Below are 19,764 nucleotides of genomic sequence, written 5' to 3'. Positions count from 1 at the left end.
CGCTCACTCGCTCGACTGCTCGCCGCCGCGCTGTTCGCGGAGCTGGTGGTAGGTCTCCAGGCAGCGGCGCAGCGCGGTGGTGAGGGCGGCGCCGGACTGTCCCGCGTAGCGGGTGCGCACGCGCTCGGAGATCTCGGGGAGGTCGTCGGTGACGGACAGGCCCTCGACGAGCGCGCGGAAGAACTGTTTGGCCAGGTCGGTCAGGAGCGTGGTGTCGGCGGCGACGATGCGCCCGTCCGTCGCGTTGACGGCGAGCACCACGCCGAGGCGCTCGTACTGGGAGTGGCTCGCGACCGCGTCCGGCAGGCGGGCATAGCCCGAGACGAGGACGACGTCGGGGTCGCCGAGCAGAGCGCGCGTGTGGTCGTGACCGTGCACGGTGTGGGCCCTTTCCGTTTCCAGGCAGCATGAGGCTCCGTAGGGCTGGAGTCTCGCGCCTGGAAGGGCGACCTGGGAAGGCAGGGCGCCCTGAGCGGGAGGGCAGTCGTCCAAGTATCCCCGCAAGCGGTGCGCACCTGTCAATGCTCGGCCCGTGGAAGGGCGCGCCGGGGGCGGCCGCCGGGCGCGTCCCCGCCCCGGGGGCCCGGCACCGCGTGTTGCGCGACGCGAGGCTCTCCGACCAGCGACGATCGGGAGAGGTGCCGCGCCCCCGCACGCGCCCTCCCACCCCTCCCGGCCCCGCGCCGACACCCGGCCCCCACCCGGCCCCGCCTTGCGCTGAACCGGACACGGTGCGCTATAGTCCCGCATAGGTCATGAGCGCCAGCGTCAAGCCCCGGCTTGCTGGCCGGCAACCCTCCTACCGCGGTGGGGTGCCCCGGGTGAGGACCAGGTCGAGACACGACCGATGGACGCAACGTGTCAGGCAAGCGCGGACCCCCGCGGGTTCGAGCCGGAGACACCGCCGTGCGCCGAGGACGCCGCGCGGGGACGCTCCCGGCTCCTCTGGGGTCCCGATGACCCCTGAGGAGCAGTGATGACCGCAGTCGCAGACAGCCCCGCCCCCGCCCCCTCCGCCGTCCCGGACGCCCGGCCGTGTCCCGGGACCCCCGCGGTGCTCGGCGCGGGCGTGCCCGTGCCGCTGGCCGCCGGCGGCACCGTGGACTACGCCAACTTCGACTACGCCGCGAGCGCGCCCTGCCTGGAGGCGGTGCGCGACGCGCTGGACGAGGCCCTGCCGCTCTACGCCAGCGTGCACCGAGGCGCGGGGCACCTGTCGCAGGTCAGCACCGCCGCCTACGAGCGGGCCCGGCGCACCGTCGCCGAGTACACGGGCGTGGGCGCGGGCGACGCGCTGGTCTTCGTCCGCGGCACCACCGACGCGCTGAACCTGCTGGCGCGCTGCGTCCCCGACGGCTGCACGGTGGTGGTCTTCGCCGCCGAGCACCACGCCAACCTGCTGCCCTGGGAGCACCGGGGGAGCCGGGCCGGGCGGGTCGTGCGGCTGCCGCTGCCGGAGACCCCGGGCGAGGCCGTCCGCGCGGCGCGCGAGGCGCTGCGGGCCGCCCCCGAGGGGCCGCGGCTGCTGTGCGTGACGGCCGCCTCCAACGTGACCGGGGAGATCTGGCCGGTGCGCGAGCTCGCGGAGGCGGCGCACGCCGAAGGGGCGCGCATCGCGGTCGACGCCGCCCAGTACGTGCCGCACCGCCGCTTCGACCTGAAGGCGACCGGCGCCGACTACGTCGCCTACTCCGGGCACAAGCTGTACGCGCCCTTCGGCGCGGGGGTGCTGGCGGGCCGGTCCGACTGGCTGCGCGCGGCCGCCCCGTACCTGGCCGGGGGCGGCGCGACCGGCAACGTCACCGAACACGACGTGCGCTGGAACGACCTGCCCGCGCGGCACGAGGCGGGCAGCCCGAACGTGCTGGGCGCGGTGGCGCTCGCCGCCGCCTGCACGACCCTGCGGGAGGCCGGCCAGGAGCGGCTGCACGCGCGGGAGGAGGCCCTGCTGCGGCGTCTGCGCGCCGGGCTCGCGGCGATCCCGAGGGTGCACGACCTGTCGCTGTGGGACGGACGCCACCCGCGGGTGGGCATCGTGTCGTTCGTGGTGGACGGGGTCCCGGCGGGGCTGCTGGCGGCGGCGCTGTCGGCCGAGCACGGGATCGGCGTGCGCGACGGCCTGTTCTGCGCCCACCCGCTCACCCGGCACCTGCTGCCGGAGGGGCACGAGCAGGCGGTGCGCGCGAGCCTGGGGCTGGGCACGACGGAGGAGCACGTCGACCGCCTGGTGGCGGCCGTGGCCCGGCTGGCGGAGCACGGCCCGGAACTGGAGTACCGGGACGACGAGGGGCGCCTGGTCCCGGTCGTCCCGGCTGCCCCGGTCGCCCCGGCCGGCGTCTGAGGCCGGGCGGAGCTGGGCTGGGCCGGGCAGGGAGCCTCGGGTAAGGCCGTGTAAGAGCGGCGAGCCGCGGATCCGGATCCTGAGGCACCGCCTTCATCGACGTAGGGGGAGGGCCGCCGACGATCGAGGTCGGCGGCCCTCCCCGCGCGCTGTCGGCCGCCGGGTGTGTGCGTGGTGGCCGTGGATGGCGGCGACGGCAGAAGCAGGGCGGTTGCCCGGCGCCGTCGGCCGGGCGGTGGGCCCCTCGCGGTCTGGGAAGGCGGCGCGACCGGGTAGGCGCATGGCCGCCCGCGTCCGTGGCGGCCGTCGGGTCGGTGCGTCCTCGCCGGTGTCGGTCTCGGGTGTATACCGGGGCATTTCGGGCGCGGGGAGGAGGGGGCGTGATCTTGGGTGGTGAAATCGACACCTGATCTGCCGAAAAGCGTCGATTTCACGACGCAGGATGCCTCCCCCTGGGGGTGGCAGGCGAGCGAGCGGCGCTCCCTGTCGGAGGCCTCGATGGCCGAGCTCTACGCCCGGGAAGAGGGGACCTTGGGCCTGCCCGCCGGGAACGGGCAGGGCGGGTGTGCTCGGTGTTGATCTCGGGAGAAAGGACGCTTCCGGGCCGGTTTTAGGGGCGCGTTTCCCGAGATCAACGGCGTAGGGGCGGGGGTCGGTAGTGCGTTTGTGAATTGCGCCATCCGAACGGACGCCATCATCGGGGCGCCTGCCGCCGTCCCGTCGACGCCGTCCTCCCCTCGCGGGCCCGCTGCTCGGTCTGTGTCCGTGAGCGGGGTGCCCGGCTGAGTCGCTGCCGCCCCTCCTCGGGAGCTGCCGCCCTCCTGAAAGGCGACATCGCCGCCCGTGAAGGCGGATATCGGTTAAAACCTCCCTAATCAGCACTTCAAGGGTGAAAATGGTGCGCGGTCTCATCCCTTCGGTGATCGGGGCTGTAGGGAGCGCGGTGCCGTCTCCGTCGTGCGGCCCTCGGGGAAGGTGAAGCCGAGAACTGACGGCTGGGCTGGGAGGTCGCGCATACGTGCAGGTCAGACAGGGGTGGCGAGGGCGTCCCCGGTGCCGGTGGCTCGTCCTTCCGCCGATCGGAAGCGGTTGCGAAGTGTCCCGCGTGGGAAAACCGGCGTTCATTCCCGGCGAATTTATCGCCGGGTGAATGATGTACCTCACACCAGGTAACATCGATCGCCAAAGGACTCCGGGAGCGCGATCGTGACTGATGAGTGGCCGGCCCCGCCGATCGTCGAGCACCATGTCGAGGACCACAGGGTCGCCGACATCCCCCGCCCCCGTGTCGTGGGGCTGGACGGCCGGCCTCCCGTGCAGCGCACCGCGCCCCCCGCCCCCGACCCCCTCGACCGCGCCCGGCTGTCCTTCGCCGCCCGCGCGGCCCGCTACCTCGCCGCCGATGCTGGGGTCCGCCAGTTCGTCGACCTCTCCTCGGGCCTGCCCACCTGCGACGCCGTCCTCGAAGCCGTCGGCGACCGCGACCCGGGCGTGCGCGCCGTCTACCTCGACGCCTCCGACGGGCCCGCCCTGCACCCCGGGGCGTCCCCGCACCGCGCGGCCGCGCCGGTGGTGTCGGTGCCCTGGCACTCCCCCCAGGCGCTGGTGGAGCGGTTGGCAACGTGCGGGCTCGTCGACGTCGACGAGCCCGTCTGCGTTCTGGTGCTCGACACCGCCCCGAAGACGGGCGGTCCCGCCCCCGGCCCCGAGCTGCTGTCCGCCCTGCACGCCGCCCTCGGCCCCGGAGGCCATGTGCTCACCGCCTACCCGGACGGCGGTCGGCCCGCCCGCGCGTCCCGGGCACTGGCCCCGTTCGTGCCGCTGGAGCCCGGTCTGGCCGACATCACCTGGTGGCCCTACCCCGACGAGGACGTCGCCGCCGAGGGCACCGGCGTCACCGGCGCCGTGGGCCGGGCGGGCGGTGCACGGTGACCGCGCTCGACTGGCCCGCCGAGGTCCTCGCCCAGCTGGAGTTCTACTGGGACGCCTCACTGCGGCCCCGCCTGGACGGGCTCGCCGACGACGAGTTCTTCTGGGAGCCGGTCGAGCCGTGCTGGTCGGTGCGCCCGCGCCCGGACGGCACCTTCGTCGCCGACTGGAGCTGGCCCGAACCCGACCCGCCGCCGGTCACCACCATCGCCTGGCGGCTCGGGCACATCGTCGTTGGCGTCCTGGAGCTGCGCGTCGACCACCACTTCGGCAAGGGCGACATGACCATCGCCGACGCGCACTGGCCCGGCAGCGCGGAGGAGGCCCTGGCGCGCCTGGAGGACGCCTACCGCGCCTGGTGCGCGGGTGTGCGGTCCAAGGCGCCGGAGGACTTCGCGGCCCCGGTGGGTTCCGCCGAGCCCGAGCAGTGGTCGGACCTGCCGTTCGCCGTGCTGGCGCTGCACGTCAACCGCGAGGTGATGCACCACGGGGCGGAGGTGGCGCTGCTGCGCGACCTGTACCGGGCGCACCCGGCGCACGTCCGCGACGCCGTCTGAGGGCCCGTCGAGGCGGCGGCCCCTGAGGGCCGGGCCGTCGGACGCCCGGCCCTCGTGCGGTCGGGGCCGTCAGAGCCCCCGCTCGGCCCAGTGGCGGCGGTGCGCCTCCACCAGCCAGGTGTCGGCCCAGTCGCGGTCGGGCCGTTCGGGCAGGGGAGAGGTCGTCGCGAGCCGCTCCAGGCGGGCCTCCTGCTCGGCGGCGGCCTCCAGGGCCTCCTCCAGCGAGTGCTCGCCGCGGCGCAGCTCCCGCAGCCAGCTCGCCCACGGCTCCGGCATGGGCAGGGTGAGGCGTCCGGTCTCCAGGATCTCCGCGCCCTGAACGCCCAGCCGCACCATGTGGTAGGCGAACTTGGTGTCGAAGCCGTGCACGTCGATGAGCTCGGGCCGGTTGGTGCGGCGCCCGGCGCGGCGGCCGAGCAGGCTGTCGCGCTGGGAGCGCAGGTAGCCCAGGCACCGGTCGCCGACGCGGCGCGACAGGATCCGCTCGGAGACCTCCCGCAGCTCGCGCCCGAGCGGGTCGATGCGGACGATCTCCTCCTCGGGGACGAAGAGGGGCAGCAGGACGGTCGGGTTGCCGTCCAGAGCCAGGCGCATCCACTTGCGCAGCGAGTACACGGTCAGGTCGAGGTCGCCGGGACCGGAGCGGACCCCCTCGGGCTGCGACCGGTACACGTACTGCTCGAAGGCGCGGAGCCCCATGACGTACTCCGGCGGCTCGACGCAGACGCCCATCTCGTCGCGGTCGTCCTGGTCGGACACGGTGATGCCGTGGACCCCCGAACCGACCTGGCACTGGAGGATCGTGCCCTTCCCGGCGATCTCGGCGAACTCGGGAGACGAGTGCTTCATAGGAACCTCCCCCCGGCCCGGAGGACGGGCCGGCGTCCAGGGTGCGGCGCCCCGCACCGGGGACCTCCCGCGGGTGGGAAGTAGAGCAACGTAGCAGAATTGCGGGCGGGAAGGCCTCCGAATATCGGAGGATGTGCGCATGGGGACCGAGGAGGAGTCGCGGAGGCAGGGGACGTCCCCGCATGGGCCATCGCTGTCCGACACCGACCGGCAGGCGGCGTTCAGTCGGAACAGGGGGCTGCTCGCCGAAATCGAACGGGAGCTGGCGGAGGGTGGAGGAGCCGGACCGGATGCCCCTGACTCTGCGCTTCTTATCAGAGCCGAGCGCCCCTATGGCCACGGCGAGGACGGCACGCCTCCGGTGCTGTGAGGGCCTGGCCGATGGGTCGTGTCCTTTGGAGTGGTGTAAATCCATCCGCCCGGGTCGGGCCGTCGGTGACGGCCCTGGGACGGGGCCCGGCCCGTCTCCGCGTCCCTACTTGAGCCCCGTCTTTCGGCAAGCCAGCCTTCGGCCGCCCGCCGGGCGGTCGGGGCCTTCGAAAGTTCCACCGCTTCAGCGGACACCATCCGTCGGATTCCCGCCCTCCGGGCCGCAGGGGCTACCCGAGCGCGCGCCCGGGCCTCCTGCTGGGCCGATCTCCGGCCGGGGACGTACGACGTTCGCCAGCAGTGTCCGCCAAGGCGCACGATCCTGGCCCATGGTCGCGCCCACCCTCGCGATGATCTCGACAGAAGTGCTGTCGAAATCGCCGGTTCGACAGCACTTTCGTCGAGATCATCGCCATGGGGGCATGGTAGGGACGGCCTGGACCGTCGATGTTCGACCGCTCCACGGATGCGACCATGCCCGCCTCACACCACCTGGAGCGGGTCCACCCGTACCTGTGCCAAGTGCTCCTCGCGGCGGGCGCTCCTCGCGGCGGCCGCCGCCTTCAGCGCCTTCGTCAGTTCGTGGGCGTCGGCGTGCGGGACCCGCAGCAGGGCGCGCTCCGGGGACTCCTCCGACGACCGGGGCCCCGGGCCGCCCGCATCGACCGGGACCGGGCCCAGCACCTCCGCCGACTCGGGCAGCGTCAGCCCGTCGAGCAGCTCGCGCACCTTCGCCGGGGCGCCGGTCACCGACGCCATCGTCACCGCCGGAGGGAACCCCAGCTCACGGCGCTCCTCCAGTTCGCGCTCGGCCAGACCGGACGGGTCCCACCGCACGAGGGCCTGCACCGCGGGCACCGACGCGTCGGCCATGACCACCACGCGCCCGCCCTCCTCGGCCGAGCGCACGAGCGCGGCGGCGCTGAACCAGCGCCGCGCCGCCTCCTCCGACGCGCGCAGGTCGGCGCGGCCCAGCATCGCCCAGCCGTCGAGCAGCAGCGCGGCCGCGTAACCGCCTTCCGCCGCCGGTTCGGCCCCCGGTGTGGCCACGACGAGCGCGGGGCGATCCGGCACCGTGGTCAGCACCTCGTCCCGGCCGGACGTGCGCACCGGCAGCGACGGGAACGCCCGCCCCAGCTCCTCTGCGGTGCGCCGGTCGCCCACGACCGACGCCCGCACCCGCGCGTGCCCGCACTCCTCGCACCGCCAGTCGCCCGCGATCCGCCCGCACCAGCGGCAGTAGGGGGCGGCGTGCGCGCTGCGCAGCGCCAGCGGCCCCTGGCAGGAGCCGCAGCGGGCGTGGGCGCGGCACCGGTTGCACGCCAGCGACGCCAGGTAGCCGCGCCGGGGCACCTGCACCAGCACGGGCCCGTGTGCGGCCGCCTCCCGGGCGACCCGCATCGCCAGGTGGGGCAGGCGCGCGGCGCGGGCCGCCTCGTCCCGGGCCAGCTCGAAGTCGTCGCCGGAGGCCCGGACGGCGGGGGCGCGGCGGCGCACCGTCGCGCGGTCGGCGGTCAGCGGGTGCGCCCAGCCGGACTCGACCAGCCGGGCGCCTTCGGCGGTGCGCGTGTGGCCGCCGATGAGCGCGGCGGCCCCGGCGCGGTGGGCGCGCAGCGTCAGCACGGTGCGCGCGTGCGGGTAGGGGGCGTGCGGGTCGGCGTGCACGTCGTCGCCGTCGTCCCAGAGCACCACCAGGCCGAGGTCGTGCACGGGCGCGAACATGGCGGCGCGGGTGCCGACGACGGCGGACGCCTGCCCGCGCAGGGCGGCCAGCCAGCGGCGGTACCGCTCGGCGGGGCCGAGCTCGGCGGTGAGGGCGACGTGGCGGCCGGGGCCGAGGCGTTCGGTGAGGGCGGCGTCGAGGGCGGCGACGTCGCGGCCGTCGGGGACGACGACCACGGCGCCGCGCCCGGCGTCGACGGTCGTGCGGACGGCCACGGCGATCGCGTCGTCCCAGTCGGGGCCGGGAAGGGCCGACCAGACGGCCCGGGCGGGGCGCCCGGCGCGCAGGGCGGAGATGAAGGAGGGGCCGTGGGGGTAGTCGGCCCAGGGGCCGATCGCTTCGGCGTCGAGTTCGGGGTCGGGGGAGGCGTGGGAGGAGTCCGCGTCCGCCGGGGCGGCCGGGGGTGCGGGCTCCTCGCCGTCGTCGGGCTCGGCGCCGGTGTCTTCCGACTGGGGAGCGTCCTCGGGTTGCGCGGCCTCCGGGGGCGTGTCGGACGTGGCCTGTTCGGGGGGCGCGCCGCCGCCGTCGTCGGCGTTCGGCGGGGCCTCGGTGTCTGGGGAGGCGTCGGCCGCTGCGGTGTCGTCCGGGGGCGCCGCCGTGCCGTCAGCGGTCGTGCCGCCGGACTCGGAAGGCGCTTCGGCCTGCTCGCCCGAGGAGTCCTGGCCGGTGGCCCCGTCCGGCTTCGTGCCCGTCCGGGCCTCCTTCTCAACACGGGCGTGGCGAGGAGGGACGGCGAGCCGCAGCACGTCGCTGAAGGTGCCCGCGTAGCGGTCGGCGACGGCACGGGCCAGGCCGCGGATCTCCGGCGTCAGCACCGGCTCGGGGGAGACGACCGCCGAGAGGTAGGACAGGCGCCCTGTGAAGTCGGACGCGGCCGCGCGCTCGATCAGGAAGCCGCTCAGCACCTGGCCGTGGAAGGGCACGCGCACGCGGCACCCGGCGACGGCGTCGTCGGCCATGTCCGCCGGGACCTGGTAGTCGAAGAGGCGGTCCAGGTGGGGGAGGGGCGTGTCCACCGCCACCCGCGCGATGGGCAGCTCCTCGGCCGGGCTGCGCTTCTTCGGGCCCTTCTTCGCCTTGGTGTTCGCCTTGGTGGTCGTGGACGCCGCCTTGCCGCCCGCCTTGCCGGAGGTCTGCGGAGCGGCCGATCCGCCCTGCGCGTCGGCGGCCGGCCCGGCCTCGGGCACGTCGAAGAGGAGCCCCTCCCCGGGCTCGGGCTGCGGATCCATCGTGCCCAGGTTTACCAGAGCTCTCCGACAGGCGGCGGCTGGTAGACAAGAGGCCACGGAGCTATCCCGGCCGCGGAGTGGCGCGGCGGCCCGGGCGCGAGGGGAGAGGGAGCCGATGAAACTGGTGTTCGCCGGAACGCCGGAAGTGGCGGTGCCGACGCTGAAGGCGCTGATGGACTCCCGGCACGAGGTGGCGGCGGTCGTCACCCGGCCGGACGCGGTGGCGGGGCGGGGGCGCAGGGTCACGCCGAGCCCTGTGGCGAGTGTCGCCGAGGAGGCGGGGCTGGAAGTGCTGAAGCCCGCCAAGGCGAGCGATCCGGAGTTCTTGGACCGGCTGCGGGAGATCGCGCCGGACTGCTGCCCGGTGGTGGCCTACGGCGCGATCCTGCGGCAGGAGGCCTTGGACGTGCCGCGGCAGGGGTGGGTGAATCTGCACTTCTCGCTGCTCCCGGCGTGGCGCGGGGCGGCTCCGGTGCAGCACGCGGTGCTCCACGGGGACGACGTGACCGGGGCGACGACGTTCGAGATCGTGCAGGAGCTGGACGCGGGACCGGTGTACGGGATGCTGACCGAGCCGGTCGGGCCCGGGGACACGAGCGGGGACCTGCTGTCGCGGCTGGCGGAGGCGGGCTCGGGGCTGATGGTGCGGACGCTGGACGGGATCGAGGACGGGTCCCTGGAGGCGCGGCCGCAGAGCGCGGACGGGGTGTCGTTCGCGCCGAAGATCAACCCGGAGGACGCGGAGGTCGACTTCACGGCGCCCGCGATGCGGGTGGACCGGCTGGTGCGGGCGTGCACCCCGGCGCCGGGGGCGTGGACCATGTTCCGGGGGGCGCGGCTGAAGCTGGGGCCGGTGACGCCGGTGACGGACATCGCGGCGGGGCATGAACTCGCGGCGGGAGAGCTGGCCGTGGAGAAGAAGCGCGTGCTGGTGGGGACCGCGACGCATCCCGTGAAGCTGGGCGACGTGCAGGCCCAGGGCAAGAAGATGATGAGCGCGGTGGACTGGGCAAGAGGAGTACGCCCGGAGGAGGGCGAGCGCTTGGGTGGCTGACGAGGGACGCGAGGCCGTCGAGCATGCGGACGAAAACGGTCCGCATGAGAGGCTCGATTGGTTAAATTTCGATAACGCGGCTCAATGTCCCAGGTCGTAAAGGGTGAGCCCCGCGTATGCGGGGATGGACCGGCGGCGCCACCGTCACCACCCTCGACACCTACGTGAGCCCCGCGTATGCGGGGATGGACCGTCCACGGTGGCCTCGACGCCGTCCTCGCCGATGTGAGCCCCGCGTATGCGGGGATGGACCGGCCACGTGCTGGCGCTCCGGGTGGGGGAGCGTGTGAGCCCCGCGTATGCGGGGATGGACCGTCCTCGCCGGTCCGCAAGATCGCGACGTTCCTGTGAGCCCCGCATGTGCGGGGATGGACCGCCACTGGGCGATCTCCCGGGCCTCCCCCTCACGTGAGCCCCGCATGCGCGGGGATGGACCTGCCACCATGAGCGGGACCGGGATCAGGAGAGCATGTGAGCTCCGCGCGGGCGGAGATGGAATCACGATGGACGCCATGAACTCCTGCATGGACGAGCCCCGGTCCTGCTCCGCACAGGCGGAGATGGCGTGGCGGCTCCTGTTCCTGTGGTCCTCCTGGGCCTGCCGGGCCGTGTCACACCCCACCTGCGTGTGACGCGGCCCCGCCCCTCGTCACGCGCAGTATCCTCGGGGAGGCCCATCCGGCCCCTTTCGACCGCCACAATCCCCTGCGTGAGGCTGATCCCGACGTGACCGACCGTTCCCGTTCCCCGTACCGTCCCGGACGACGTGGCCCCGGATCGGGCGGCTCAGGCGGCAAGGGCGGCAAGGGCCAGGGGAACGACCCCCAGAAGCCCGCCCCCTCCGCCTCCCCCGGGACGGCCGTCCGCCGCGTCGCCTACGACGTCCTCCGCGCCGTCCAGGAGCGCGACGCCTACGCCAACCTCCTCCTCCCCGCCAAGCTCCGCGACCGCGGCCTCACCGGCCGGGACGCCGCCCTCGCCACCGAGCTCACCTACGGCACCCTCCGCCGCCAGGGCACCTACGACGCCGTCCTCGACGCCTGCATCGACCGCTCCCTCTCCTCCGTCGACGCCGAGGTCCTCCCCCTCCTCCGCCTGGGCGCCCACCAGCTCCTCGGCACCGGCATCCCCCCGCACGCCGCCGTCAGCGCGACCGTCAACGTCGCCCGCCGCACCGTCGGCCAGCACCGCTCGCGCTTCGTCAACGCCGTCCTCCGCAAGGTCGGCGCCCGCGACCTCGACGCCTGGCTGGAGATCGTCGCCCCCGGCGCCGACGACCCCGTCGGCCGCCTCGCCGTCGTCCACAGCCACCCCCGCTGGGTCGTCCAGGCCCTCGCCCGCGCCCTCGGCGATGATCCCGCCGGGGGCCTGGACGAGACCGAACGCCTCCTCGCCGCGCACAACGAGCGCCCCGAGGTCACCCTCCTCGCCAAGCCCGGCCGCGCCTCCATCGCCGACCTGGTCAACGCCGGCGCCCGCGAGGCCCGCTACTCGCCCTACGCCGCCTACCTCCCCGAAGGCGACCCCGCCCTGCTCACCGAGGTGCGCCAGCGCCGCGTGGCCGTGCAGGACGAGGCCAGCCAGCTCGTCGCCCTCGCGCTGACCCGCGTGCAGGTCGACGGGGCCGACGCCCGCTGGCTGGACGCCTGCGCCGGGCCCGGCGGCAAGGCCGCCATGCTGGCCGGTCTCGCCGGGCAGCGCGAGGCCCGCCTCCTGGCCGCCGAGGTGCAGCCCGCGCGCGCGGGCCTGGTCGCCCAGGCGGTCCACCGGTCGGTGCGCGACGCGGGCCGCGTGGTCGTCGCCGACTCGACCCGCCCGGCATGGAAGGACGGATCCTTCGACCGGGTCCTGGTCGACGCCCCCTGCACGGGCCTCGGGGCGCTGCGCCGCCGCCCGGAGGCGCGCTGGCGCCGCACGCCCGAGACCGCCGAGGAGCTGCGCCCCACCCAGGAGGCCCTGCTCCAGCGCGCGCTCGACGCGGCCCGCCCCGGCGGAGTGGTGGCCTACGTGACCTGCTCGCCGCACCTGCCCGAGACGGAGGGCGTGCTGGATGCGGTCACGGCCGACCGTTCCGACGCCGAAGTGCTCCGCGCGGCCGACTACCTGCAGGAGGTCCCCGACGTCGCCGCGGGCAAGGACGGCAGGTACGTCCAGTTCTGGCCCCACCGCCACGGCACCGACGCGATGTTCCTGGCCCTGCTCCGCAAGCGCGCCTGAGCCGGCCCCCTGGGCGATGATCCCGATGGAGGTGCGGTCGTTCCGGCGGCGCTTCCGTCGGGATCAGCGCGGGGGCGGTGGGGGTGACCAGGTACGGACCGCCTCCCCATTAGGATCGGCACCGTGGCAATCCAGATCTCACCCAGCATCCTCTCCGCCGACTTCGCGCGTCTCGCCGAAGAGGCGGCCGCCGTCGAGAACGCCGCCGACTGGCTGCACGTCGACGTCATGGACAATCACTTCGTGCCGAACCTGACCCTGGGCCTGCCGGTGGTGGAGTCCCTGCTCAAGTCGGCCAAGCTGCCCCTGGACTGCCACCTGATGATCGAGGACCCCGACCGGTGGGCCCCCGCCTACGCCGAGGCCGGGGCGGGCAGCGTCACCATCCACGCCGAGGCCGCCAAGGCCCCAGTCCGCACCCTGCGCGCCATCCGCTCCGCCGGGGCCCGCGCCTCGCTGGCCCTCAACCCCGGCACCTCCCTGGACTCCTACGCCGACCTCCTGCCCGAGGTCGACATGCTGCTGCTGATGACGGTCGAGCCCGGCTTCGGCGGCCAGAAGTTCATCGACCTGGTGCTGCCCAAGATCCGCAAGGCGCGCGAACTCGTCGGCGGCCGCGACGCGCAGGTGTGGGTGCAGGTCGACGGCGGCGTCGCCGGGGACACCATCGAGCGCGCAGCCGAGGCCGGGGCCGACGTCTTCGTCGCCGGGTCCGCGGTCTACGGCGCCGAGGACCCCGCCTCCGCGGTCGAGGCCCTGCGCACCAAGGCCGAGAAGGCCGCAGCGGCGTCCTGACCCGTGGCGGCCTGAGCCGCGGCGTCCTGCCCGCGGTACCGGCCCTCCGGTTCGCGCGGCTGTTCCCGGGGTAGCGGGGCGGCCTCGCGCTCTGTCGCCCGCCCCTCTGGGACGGGCACTTGGGCGCCGCCGGGCCCGCCGTTAGGATCACGCGGTAACCGAACGGCGTTCCAGTGCGGTGCACGGGGGCGCCGAAGCAGCGACGGTCCCGCGGCGGGCGCCGTGGGACCAGGGGGACGGGTGAGGGTATCGGGCCCCGGCCCGAGCAGGCGCGCTCAGAGCCACGTCCGGCCGCAGTGCAGGATCCGTGAGGAGCGGTGCGCATGGACGCGATATGGGGCGCCGAGACGGGCGCCGTCGAATGGGTGCAGGGCTGGGGCTCCTGGCTGGAGCCGATCATGCTGGCCATCACCGCGCTGGGCTCGAAGACGCTGCTCATCGCCGTGCTGCCGCTGGTGTTCTGGAGCGTGCATGCGAGCCTGGGCGCCCGGCTGACCGTGGTGCTGCTCGGCTCGGCCACGGTGAACGGGGTCCTCAAGTCCGCCGGGCACGGCGCCCGGCCCTACTGGTACGACCCCGGAGTGCGCCCCCTGTCCACCGAGTCGTCCTTCGGCATCCCCTCCGGGCACGCCCAGACCGCCGTGACCCTGTGGGGCTACCTGGCCGCGGCCGCCGCCCGCCCCCGCGTGTGGGCGGCGGCGCTGGTGCTCATCGCCCTCATCTGCCTGTCCCGCATCTACCTGGGCGTGCACTTCTTCACCGACATCCTGGGCGGGCTCGCCGTCGGCGCCCTGATGCTGTGGCTGGTGGTGCGCTACGAGCACCGCGCGGTGGCCTGGTGGCGGTCGCGCCCCCTCCTCGTCCAGGCGGCCCTGGCCGTGGGCCTGTCGGCGGTGGGCCCACTGCTGGTCGCGCTGGTCCAGGCCACCGTGTGGAGCGGCTGGACGGTGCCCGAGGCGTGGACCGGCCCGGTGCCGTCCGACCCCGACGCGGACGCGCTGGCCGACGCGGCCTCGCTGAGCGGCGCCCTGCTGGGGGTGCTGGTCGGGTTCACCCTGCTCGACCGGAGGGGCTGGTACAGCGCCGACGGGTCGCTGATCACCCGCGCCGCCCGCTACATCACGGGCATCACCGGCGTGGTGCTGATCTTCGTCGTCGTCAAGCTGGCCTTCCCGGCGTCGGCGGACGCCGCCGCCGAGTACACCACCTTCCTCGGAGCCACCCTGTGGGCGTCGTTCGGGGCGCCGGAGCTGTTCATCCGCATGCGGATGGCCGACCGCGAACGCGACGGGTCCGAGGAGCCCGCCACCGCCGCCCCGCCCGCGTGACGACGGGGGAGGCGCGGGGGAGGCACGCGGAACGGCGCCTCGCCGGGCACCCTTTCAGGGTGGTGTATGTCACTCCATGCCTGAGGTGCGAGGTCTTGCGCCGGGGCGGGCCGGGGGCTGAGCCTCGCGGTCGCCGCGCCCGGCCCCGCCCCGTCGTGCGCCGGAACCGCCTGCCATGTGGGCTTTCGCGTCCCTCGTGCGCGTCCGTGCGCCCTCCGCTCCCGACACGCCCCCGGCGCCCGCGCCCCCGGCCCATTCCCGGAACCCGCCGCGAGCCGGGAATGGAAGCGCGTGGCACACTGTTGGCCGAGACGTACAAAACGCGTGCTCCGGGGTCGGTGAAAATCCGAACCGGCGGTGATAGTCCGCGACCCGGCCGAAGCCATCGGCCGGTGGAACCGGTGAAATTCCGGTACCGACGGTGAAAGTCCGGATGGGAGGCGTACGCGTGGGACCGGTGCGACCGCTCGCCCCGTGAGGGGCGGGGGCGACGACCGGGCCCTGGTCGGCGGACCCGAGGGTCCGCGCCGTGAACCCCGGAGCCTGGACCAGGCGAAGGGGAAGGCCCGACGTTGTTCACCGGAATCGTGGAGGAACTGGGCGAGGTCACCGAGATCACGCCGTTCTCCGACAGCCAGGGGGAGTCCGCCCGCATCGCGCTGCGCGGCCCCGAGACCACCTCCGACGCGGCCCACGGCGACTCGATCGCCGTCAACGGGGTCTGCCTCACCGTCACCGGCGTCGACGACGGCGTGTTCACCGCCGACGTGATGAAGGAGACGCTGGACCGCTCCTCGCTCGGCGCCCTGCGCCCCGGGTCCCCGGTCAACCTCGAACGCGCCGCCAAGGTCTCCGACCGGCTCGGCGGCCACATCGTGCAGGGCCACGTCGACGGCACCGCCGAACTCCTGGAGCGCACCCCCGCCGCCCGCTGGGAGACCCTGCGCTTCAGCCTGCCCGGGAACCTCGCCCGCTACGTGGTGGAGAAGGGCTCCATCGCCGTCGACGGCGTCAGCCTCACCGTGGCCTCCGTCGAACCCGGCTCCTTCACCGTCTCCCTCATCCCGACCACCCTCGACCTGACCACCCTGGGCCGCAAGGGCCCCGGCGACCCGGTCAACCTCGAGGTCGACGTCGTCGCCAAGTACGTCGAGCGCCTCACCCAGGCGGTGCGCGCCGGGGAGGCCTCCTGATGGGCGGCGCGCACAGCGGCGTGTGGTGGCTGGAGTGGGCCTACGCCGGATTCACCCTCTTCGGCGAGCACGTGCGCTGGGCCGACCTGATCGGCAACATCGCGGCGCTCGCGACCGTGGCGCTGGCGGTGCGGCGGTCGATGTGGACCTGGCCGGTGCAGCTCACCGGCGCGGTGCTGCTCTTCGCGGTGTCCATCGACGCCCACCTGACCGGCAACGCCCTCAAGCAGATCATGTTCGTCGGGCTGGTCGTCTACGGCTGGACCCGGTGGGCCCGCGCCACCAGGGGCGGTGCGGAGCTGCGCGTCCGCCCGGCCACCGGGCACGAGCGCGGGGTCCTGCTGGGGCTGCTCGTCGGCGGCACCGTCGCGGTGGCGCTGCTGTTCGAGGCGACGGGCCTGTCCTGGGCGCCGTGGCCGGACGCGTTCATCTTCGTCGGAAGCGCCGTGGCCACCTTCGGGCAGAGCCGCGCCCTGATCGACTTCTGGTTCGTGTGGATCGCCGTCGACCTGGTGGGCGTCCCGCTGGCCCTGATGTCGGGGCTGTGGGTGACCGGCGCCGTCTACATCGTGTTCTTCGTCCTGGCGGTCATCGGCATCCGCGACTGGATGCGCCGGCACCGCGCGGCCGAGGCCGCGGAGGCGGCCGGGGCGGTCGGGTCGGCAGGAGCGGCCGGGCCCACCGGGCCGGACGAGGCGTCCGGACGGGAGGCGGTGGCATGACCCCGACCCCCGCCGCCCCTTCCACCGCCGCCTCCGCGCCCGGCCCCGCCGCCGAAACCGCACCCGCCCCCACGCCCGCCATGTCCACCGCGTCCCACGTGCCCGACGCGGACCGGCGCACCGACGCCGCCTTCCGGGAGGAGACCGCCCCGATGACCGCAGTCCAGGAGACCGCCGCCCCGGCCGAGGACGCGCCCGTGCGCCTCGACACCATCGCCGAGGCGGTCGCCGACATCGCCGCCGGGCGCCCCGTCATCGTCGTCGACGACGAGGACCGGGAGAACGAGGGCGACATCATCTTCGCCGCCGACGCCGCCACACCCGAACTGCTGGCCTTCACCATCCGCCACACCTCCGGCGTGGTGTGCGTGCCCATGCTCGGCGAGGACCTCGACCGGCTCGACCTGCCGCTGATGGTCGCCGCCAACGAGGAGGGCATGCGCACCGCCTACACCGTCACCGTCGACGCGCGCGCCGGGGTGACCACCGGCATCTCGGCCGCCGACCGGGCCCGCACCATCGGCCTGCTCGCGTCCCCGGCCTCCACCGCCGCCGACTTCGTGCGCCCCGGCCACATCCTGCCGCTGCGCTACCGGGACGGCGGTGTGCTGGCCCGCCGCGGGCACACCGAGGCCTCGGTCGACCTGGCCCGCCTGGCGGGGATGCGCCCGGCCGGCGTGCTGGCCGAGGTCGTCAACGACGACGGCACCATGACGCGCCTGCCCGGGCTGCGCGCCTTCGCCGACGAGCACGGGCTCAAGCTGGTCTCCATCGAGCAGCTCGTCGCCCACCTGGAGCGCGCCGAGGGCGCGGTGCGCGCCGTCGACGCCCCGCACACCGACCGCGCCGCCGCCGTGGAGCGGGAGGTGGAGACCCGCGTCCCCAACCGGTTCGGGGACTGGCGGGCCGTGGGCTACCGGGGGCTCGGCGACGGCGCCGAGCACGTCGCGCTCGTCCTGGGGGATGTCTCCGAAGGCGAGGACGTGCTCACCCGGGTGCACTCCGAGTGCCTGACCGGGGACGCCTTCGGCTCGCAGCGCTGCGACTGCGGCGAGCAGCTCGACGCCGCCATGGAGCGCATCGCGGCCGAGGGGCGCGGCGCCGTGGTCTACCTGCGCGGGCACGAGGGGCGCGGCATCGGCCTGCTGTCGAAGCTGCGCGCCTACCGGCTGCAGGACGGCGGGGCGGACACCGTCGACGCCAACCTTGAGCTGGGGCTGCCCGCGGACGCCCGCGACTTCGGCGCGGCGGCCGGGATCCTGGCCGACCTGGGGGTGCGGTCGGTGCGGCTGCTCAGCAACAACCCGGACAAGGTCCCGGCGCTGCAGGCGCGGGGGATCGGGGTGCGCGAGCGCGTGCCGATGCCCGCCTCGGTGACGCCGGACAACCTGCGGTACCTGCGCACCAAGCGCGACCGGATGGGGCACGACCTTCCCGGCGTGGCCGCCGGGGAGTAGGACCCCGGATGCGGGGCCGGACGCGCAGGCGCCTCGGGCGCCGGGCGGCGCCCGGTCCCGCCCCTCGAACGCGGCGGCGGGACCCGGAGGAAGGCGCCGGAACACCGGACACCCGGCGGACCGGCGTGGGCCCCGCCGCCGCATCCCCACACCTCGCGCCCGTGCTGCTGCACTGCGCCGCTGCACCGCGCCGCCGTATCGCGCCGCACCGCGCCGCCGTATCGCGCGGCCCCGCGCCGCCGTATCGCGCGGCCCCGCGCCGCCGTGTCGCACGGCACCTCGACGGCCACGGGCCCACACCGACCAACGAACACGCACGAAGGACACAAGGACACCATGAGCGGAACCGGACGCCCGGACGAACAGAGGCTGGATGCCGACGGCATGACCGTCGGCATCGTGGCCACCCACTGGAACGCCGAGTTCGTGGAGCCGATGCTGGAGCGGGCGGTGGCGGCGGCCGAGCGGGCCGGGACCCGCGCGCCGACCGTGGTGCACGTCGCCGGTGCGGTGGAACTGCCCGTCGTCGCCCAGGAGTTGGCGCGCACCCACGACGCGGTCGTCGCCCTCGGCGCCGTGGTGCGCGGTTCCACGCCGCACTTCGACTACGTGTGCCAGTCGGTCACCCACGGCCTCACCGAGGTGGCGCTGCGCTCTTCGACCCCGGTCGGCAACGGTGTCCTGACCTGTGATACGCAGGAGCAGGCGCGCGAGCGCAGCGGCCTGCCGGGAAGCGTCGAGGACAAGGGGCGCGAGGCGGCGGAGGCCGCCATCGGCTCCGCGCTGGTCCTGCGCGGTCTGCGCGAGGACGCCGCCGGGGTGGGCGGCCGCCGGGCGTGGTAAAGACGATTTGAGGAGCGGGGGACGGGCGCCGGATGGGCACGAGTGCGGGAGAGGCCGCTGTGGAGGGCACCGTGAGCGGTGGGGGTACCGGGCTCCCGAAGGTGTACCGGCCGCGCAACATCCGTGTGGTGGCCTACGGCCTCGCGGTCATCGTCGTGGCGACGATGGTGGTGCTGGCGGTCATGCTGCCCCCGGACTGGCGGCTGCAGGACCGGGTCGGCCTGGTGCTGCTGGGCCTGGTCGGGGCGGGAGCCCTGCACCTGCTGGGGCGGCCGCGGCTGGTGGCGGCGGAGGACGGTGTGACCGTGGTCAACGGCATCCGCACCTACGTGCTGGAGTGGGCCGAGATCGTGGACATCCGGATGCCCGAGGGCGAGCCGTGGCCGTCGGTGGACCTGGCCGACGGGGCGACGCTGGCGGTCATGGGCATCCAGAGCAACGACGGCGACCTGGCGGTGAAGAACCTGGAGGACTTCCGCTCCCACCTGCGCGACCGCGGCGAGGCCGAAGAGCCCGGCAGGTGACCGTGGAGCGGGCACCGAGGCAGGGGTGCCGACCCGATCAGCGATGACGGAGGGCGCCCCCTACGGCGGCGCTGTCGGTGCGGCGCGTGTGCGTGGTCGCCGTTGATCGCGGCGACGGCGAGAAGCGGGCGGTTCCCGGGCGCTGCCTGCCGGGCGCCGGCCCCCTCGCGGTCCGGGTAGGCGGTTGCGCCGGTACCCCGCTCACGGGCCCCGACCGGGCGGCGGGTCGCTGGGGTGTGGTGTGTAGGGCGGCGACGAGGAGAGGTCGGCGGCCCGTGCCGCAGCGCTGTCGGCCGTGGGGCGTGTGCGTGGTCGCCGTGCTGGGCGGCGACGGCGAGAAGCGGGCGGTTCCCGGGCGCTGCCTGCCGGGCGCCGGCCCCCTCGCGGTCCGGGTAGGCGGCTGCGCTGATACCCCGCTAACGGGCCTCGGCCGGGCGGCGGGTCGCTGGGGTGTGGTGTGTAGGGCGGCGACGAGGAGAGGTCGGCGGCCCGTGCCGCAGCGCTGTCGGGTGCGGCGCGTGTGCGTGGTCGCCGCTGATGGCGGCGACGGCGAGAAGCGGGCGGTTCTCCGGCCCTGCTTGCCGTCCGTCCGGCGGCCGGCAGGCCAGGCGGGCGGCGCAGTGGGGTGGGCGAG

At 74.9% G+C, this 19,764-nt stretch carries 17 protein-coding genes, 1 CRISPR repeat array and 2 riboswitches; of the genes, 14 read left to right on the top strand and 3 right to left on the bottom strand.

Translation table 11 applies throughout. The annotated features are described in order from the left end of the window. Positions 1 to 3: 3 nt before the first annotated feature. Positions 4 to 378: a DUF3870 domain-containing protein gene (locus tag O4J56_RS23860; RefSeq protein WP_270688810.1), complete on the bottom strand. Its 375-nt coding sequence runs from the start codon at positions 376 to 378 to the stop codon at positions 4 to 6. 373 nt (positions 379 to 751) lie between these two features. After that, a riboswitch (SAM riboswitch) is annotated at positions 752 to 878 on the top strand. 98 nt (positions 879 to 976) lie between these two features. On the opposite strand from O4J56_RS23860, the gene O4J56_RS23855 reads away from it, so the two are divergent. From O4J56_RS23855 to O4J56_RS23845, 3 genes are all read left to right on the top strand, one after another. Continuing rightward, positions 977 to 2,341 (top strand): aminotransferase class V-fold PLP-dependent enzyme, encoded by a 1,365-nt coding sequence (locus tag O4J56_RS23855; RefSeq protein ID WP_270688809.1) that lies wholly within the window; start codon positions 977 to 979, stop codon positions 2,339 to 2,341. Positions 2,342 to 3,547: 1,206 nt separating this feature from the next. Further along, entirely contained in the window at positions 3,548 to 4,273 is a 726-nt protein-coding gene (locus tag O4J56_RS23850; protein ID WP_270688807.1) for an SAM-dependent methyltransferase, read from the top strand. After that, entirely contained in the window at positions 4,270 to 4,827 is a 558-nt protein-coding gene (locus tag O4J56_RS23845) for a DinB family protein (RefSeq protein ID WP_270688806.1), read from the top strand. Before O4J56_RS23850 ends, O4J56_RS23845 begins: the two co-directional genes overlap by 4 nt. A 69-nt stretch (positions 4,828 to 4,896) precedes the next feature. On the opposite strand, the gene O4J56_RS23840 is transcribed toward O4J56_RS23845, so the two are convergent. After that, positions 4,897 to 5,676 (bottom strand): nucleotidyltransferase domain-containing protein, encoded by a 780-nt coding sequence (locus O4J56_RS23840; RefSeq protein ID WP_270688804.1) that lies wholly within the window; start codon positions 5,674 to 5,676, stop codon positions 4,897 to 4,899. A 139-nt stretch (positions 5,677 to 5,815) separates the two neighbouring features. Here O4J56_RS23840 and O4J56_RS23835 point away from each other — a divergent pair, with 139 nt between their 5' ends. Beyond that, positions 5,816 to 6,046, top strand: coding sequence for a hypothetical protein (locus O4J56_RS23835; protein WP_270688803.1), 231 nt, complete (start codon positions 5,816 to 5,818; stop codon positions 6,044 to 6,046). Positions 6,047 to 6,528: 482 nt separating this feature from the next. Here O4J56_RS23835 and O4J56_RS23830 read toward each other — a convergent pair whose 3' ends face one another. After that, positions 6,529 to 8,997, bottom strand: coding sequence for a primosomal protein N' family DNA-binding protein (locus O4J56_RS23830; protein ID WP_270688802.1), 2,469 nt, complete (start codon positions 8,995 to 8,997; stop codon positions 6,529 to 6,531). A gap of 115 nt (positions 8,998 to 9,112) precedes the next feature. On the opposite strand from O4J56_RS23830, the gene fmt reads away from it, so the two are divergent. From fmt to O4J56_RS23780, 10 genes are all read left to right on the top strand, one after another. After that, positions 9,113 to 10,051, top strand: a complete 939-nt coding sequence (gene fmt / locus O4J56_RS23825) for a methionyl-tRNA formyltransferase (protein ID WP_270688800.1) — start codon at positions 9,113 to 9,115, stop codon at positions 10,049 to 10,051. A 103-nt stretch (positions 10,052 to 10,154) separates the two neighbouring features. Continuing rightward, positions 10,155 to 10,488: a CRISPR direct-repeat array (repeat unit 29 nt; unit sequence GTGAGCCCCGCGTATGCGGGGATGGACCG). 66 nt (positions 10,489 to 10,554) lie between these two features. Beyond that, positions 10,555 to 10,683, top strand: coding sequence for a hypothetical protein (locus O4J56_RS23820; RefSeq protein ID WP_270688798.1), 129 nt, complete (start codon positions 10,555 to 10,557; stop codon positions 10,681 to 10,683). Between the two features lie 94 nt (positions 10,684 to 10,777). Further along, a complete protein-coding gene (locus O4J56_RS23815) occupies positions 10,778 to 12,268 on the top strand; it encodes an RsmB/NOP family class I SAM-dependent RNA methyltransferase (RefSeq protein WP_270688797.1) in 1,491 nt (496 codons plus the stop codon). Positions 12,269 to 12,391: 123 nt separating this feature from the next. Then, positions 12,392 to 13,063 carry a ribulose-phosphate 3-epimerase gene (rpe, locus tag O4J56_RS23810; protein WP_270688796.1) on the top strand — a complete coding sequence of 224 codons (672 nt, stop codon included), beginning with the start codon at positions 12,392 to 12,394 and terminating at the stop codon, positions 13,061 to 13,063. 323 nt (positions 13,064 to 13,386) lie between these two features. Beyond that, on the top strand, positions 13,387 to 14,391 hold the full coding sequence (locus O4J56_RS23805) for a phosphatase PAP2 family protein (protein WP_270688794.1): 1,005 nt from the start codon (positions 13,387 to 13,389) through the stop codon (positions 14,389 to 14,391). Positions 14,392 to 14,712: 321 nt separating this feature from the next. Further along, positions 14,713 to 14,840: riboswitch (FMN riboswitch) on the top strand. A 123-nt stretch (positions 14,841 to 14,963) separates the two neighbouring features. After that, positions 14,964 to 15,584, top strand: a complete 621-nt coding sequence (locus O4J56_RS23800; RefSeq protein ID WP_270688793.1) for a riboflavin synthase — start codon at positions 14,964 to 14,966, stop codon at positions 15,582 to 15,584. Next, complete coding sequence (pnuC, locus tag O4J56_RS23795; RefSeq protein ID WP_270688791.1) at positions 15,584 to 16,306, top strand: nicotinamide riboside transporter PnuC; 723 nt, start codon at positions 15,584 to 15,586, stop codon at positions 16,304 to 16,306. Before O4J56_RS23800 ends, pnuC begins: the two co-directional genes overlap by 1 nt. A gap of 152 nt (positions 16,307 to 16,458) precedes the next feature. Further along, positions 16,459 to 17,763, top strand: a complete 1,305-nt coding sequence (locus O4J56_RS23790; protein ID WP_270688826.1) for a bifunctional 3,4-dihydroxy-2-butanone-4-phosphate synthase/GTP cyclohydrolase II — start codon at positions 16,459 to 16,461, stop codon at positions 17,761 to 17,763. Positions 17,764 to 18,099: 336 nt separating this feature from the next. Beyond that, the gene (ribH, locus tag O4J56_RS23785; RefSeq protein ID WP_270688789.1) at positions 18,100 to 18,606 is read left to right on the top strand and encodes a 6,7-dimethyl-8-ribityllumazine synthase; all 507 of its coding nucleotides are present in this window, start codon (positions 18,100 to 18,102) and stop codon (positions 18,604 to 18,606) included. A 32-nt stretch (positions 18,607 to 18,638) separates the two neighbouring features. Continuing rightward, complete coding sequence (locus O4J56_RS23780) at positions 18,639 to 19,130, top strand: PH domain-containing protein (protein WP_270688786.1); 492 nt, start codon at positions 18,639 to 18,641, stop codon at positions 19,128 to 19,130. Positions 19,131 to 19,764: the final 634 nt, after the last annotated feature.

This window comes from Nocardiopsis endophytica (assembly GCF_027706725.1).
Taxonomy (GTDB): domain Bacteria; phylum Actinomycetota; class Actinomycetes; order Streptosporangiales; family Streptosporangiaceae; genus Nocardiopsis_A; species Nocardiopsis_A endophytica.
This window is presented reverse-complemented; position numbering and strand designations above follow the sequence as displayed.

Coding starts and splice junctions, on each gene's coding strand:
- O4J56_RS23855 (WP_270688809.1), top strand. CDS start 977: ATGACCGCAGTCGCAGACAGCCCCGCCCCCGCCCCCTCCGCCGTCCCG.
- O4J56_RS23840 (WP_270688804.1), bottom strand. CDS start 5,676: ATGAAGCACTCGTCTCCCGAGTTCGCCGAGATCGCCGGGAAGGGCACG.
- O4J56_RS23835 (WP_270688803.1), top strand. CDS start 5,816: ATGGGGACCGAGGAGGAGTCGCGGAGGCAGGGGACGTCCCCGCATGGG.
- O4J56_RS23830 (WP_270688802.1), bottom strand. CDS start 8,997: ATGGATCCGCAGCCCGAGCCCGGGGAGGGGCTCCTCTTCGACGTGCCC.
- fmt (WP_270688800.1), top strand. CDS start 9,113: ATGAAACTGGTGTTCGCCGGAACGCCGGAAGTGGCGGTGCCGACGCTG.
- O4J56_RS23820 (WP_270688798.1), top strand. CDS start 10,555: ATGGACGCCATGAACTCCTGCATGGACGAGCCCCGGTCCTGCTCCGCA.
- O4J56_RS23805 (WP_270688794.1), top strand. CDS start 13,387: ATGGACGCGATATGGGGCGCCGAGACGGGCGCCGTCGAATGGGTGCAG.
- pnuC (WP_270688791.1), top strand. CDS start 15,584: ATGGGCGGCGCGCACAGCGGCGTGTGGTGGCTGGAGTGGGCCTACGCC.
- O4J56_RS23790 (WP_270688826.1), top strand. CDS start 16,459: ATGACCGCAGTCCAGGAGACCGCCGCCCCGGCCGAGGACGCGCCCGTG.
- ribH (WP_270688789.1), top strand. CDS start 18,100: ATGAGCGGAACCGGACGCCCGGACGAACAGAGGCTGGATGCCGACGGC.
- O4J56_RS23780 (WP_270688786.1), top strand. CDS start 18,639: ATGGGCACGAGTGCGGGAGAGGCCGCTGTGGAGGGCACCGTGAGCGGT.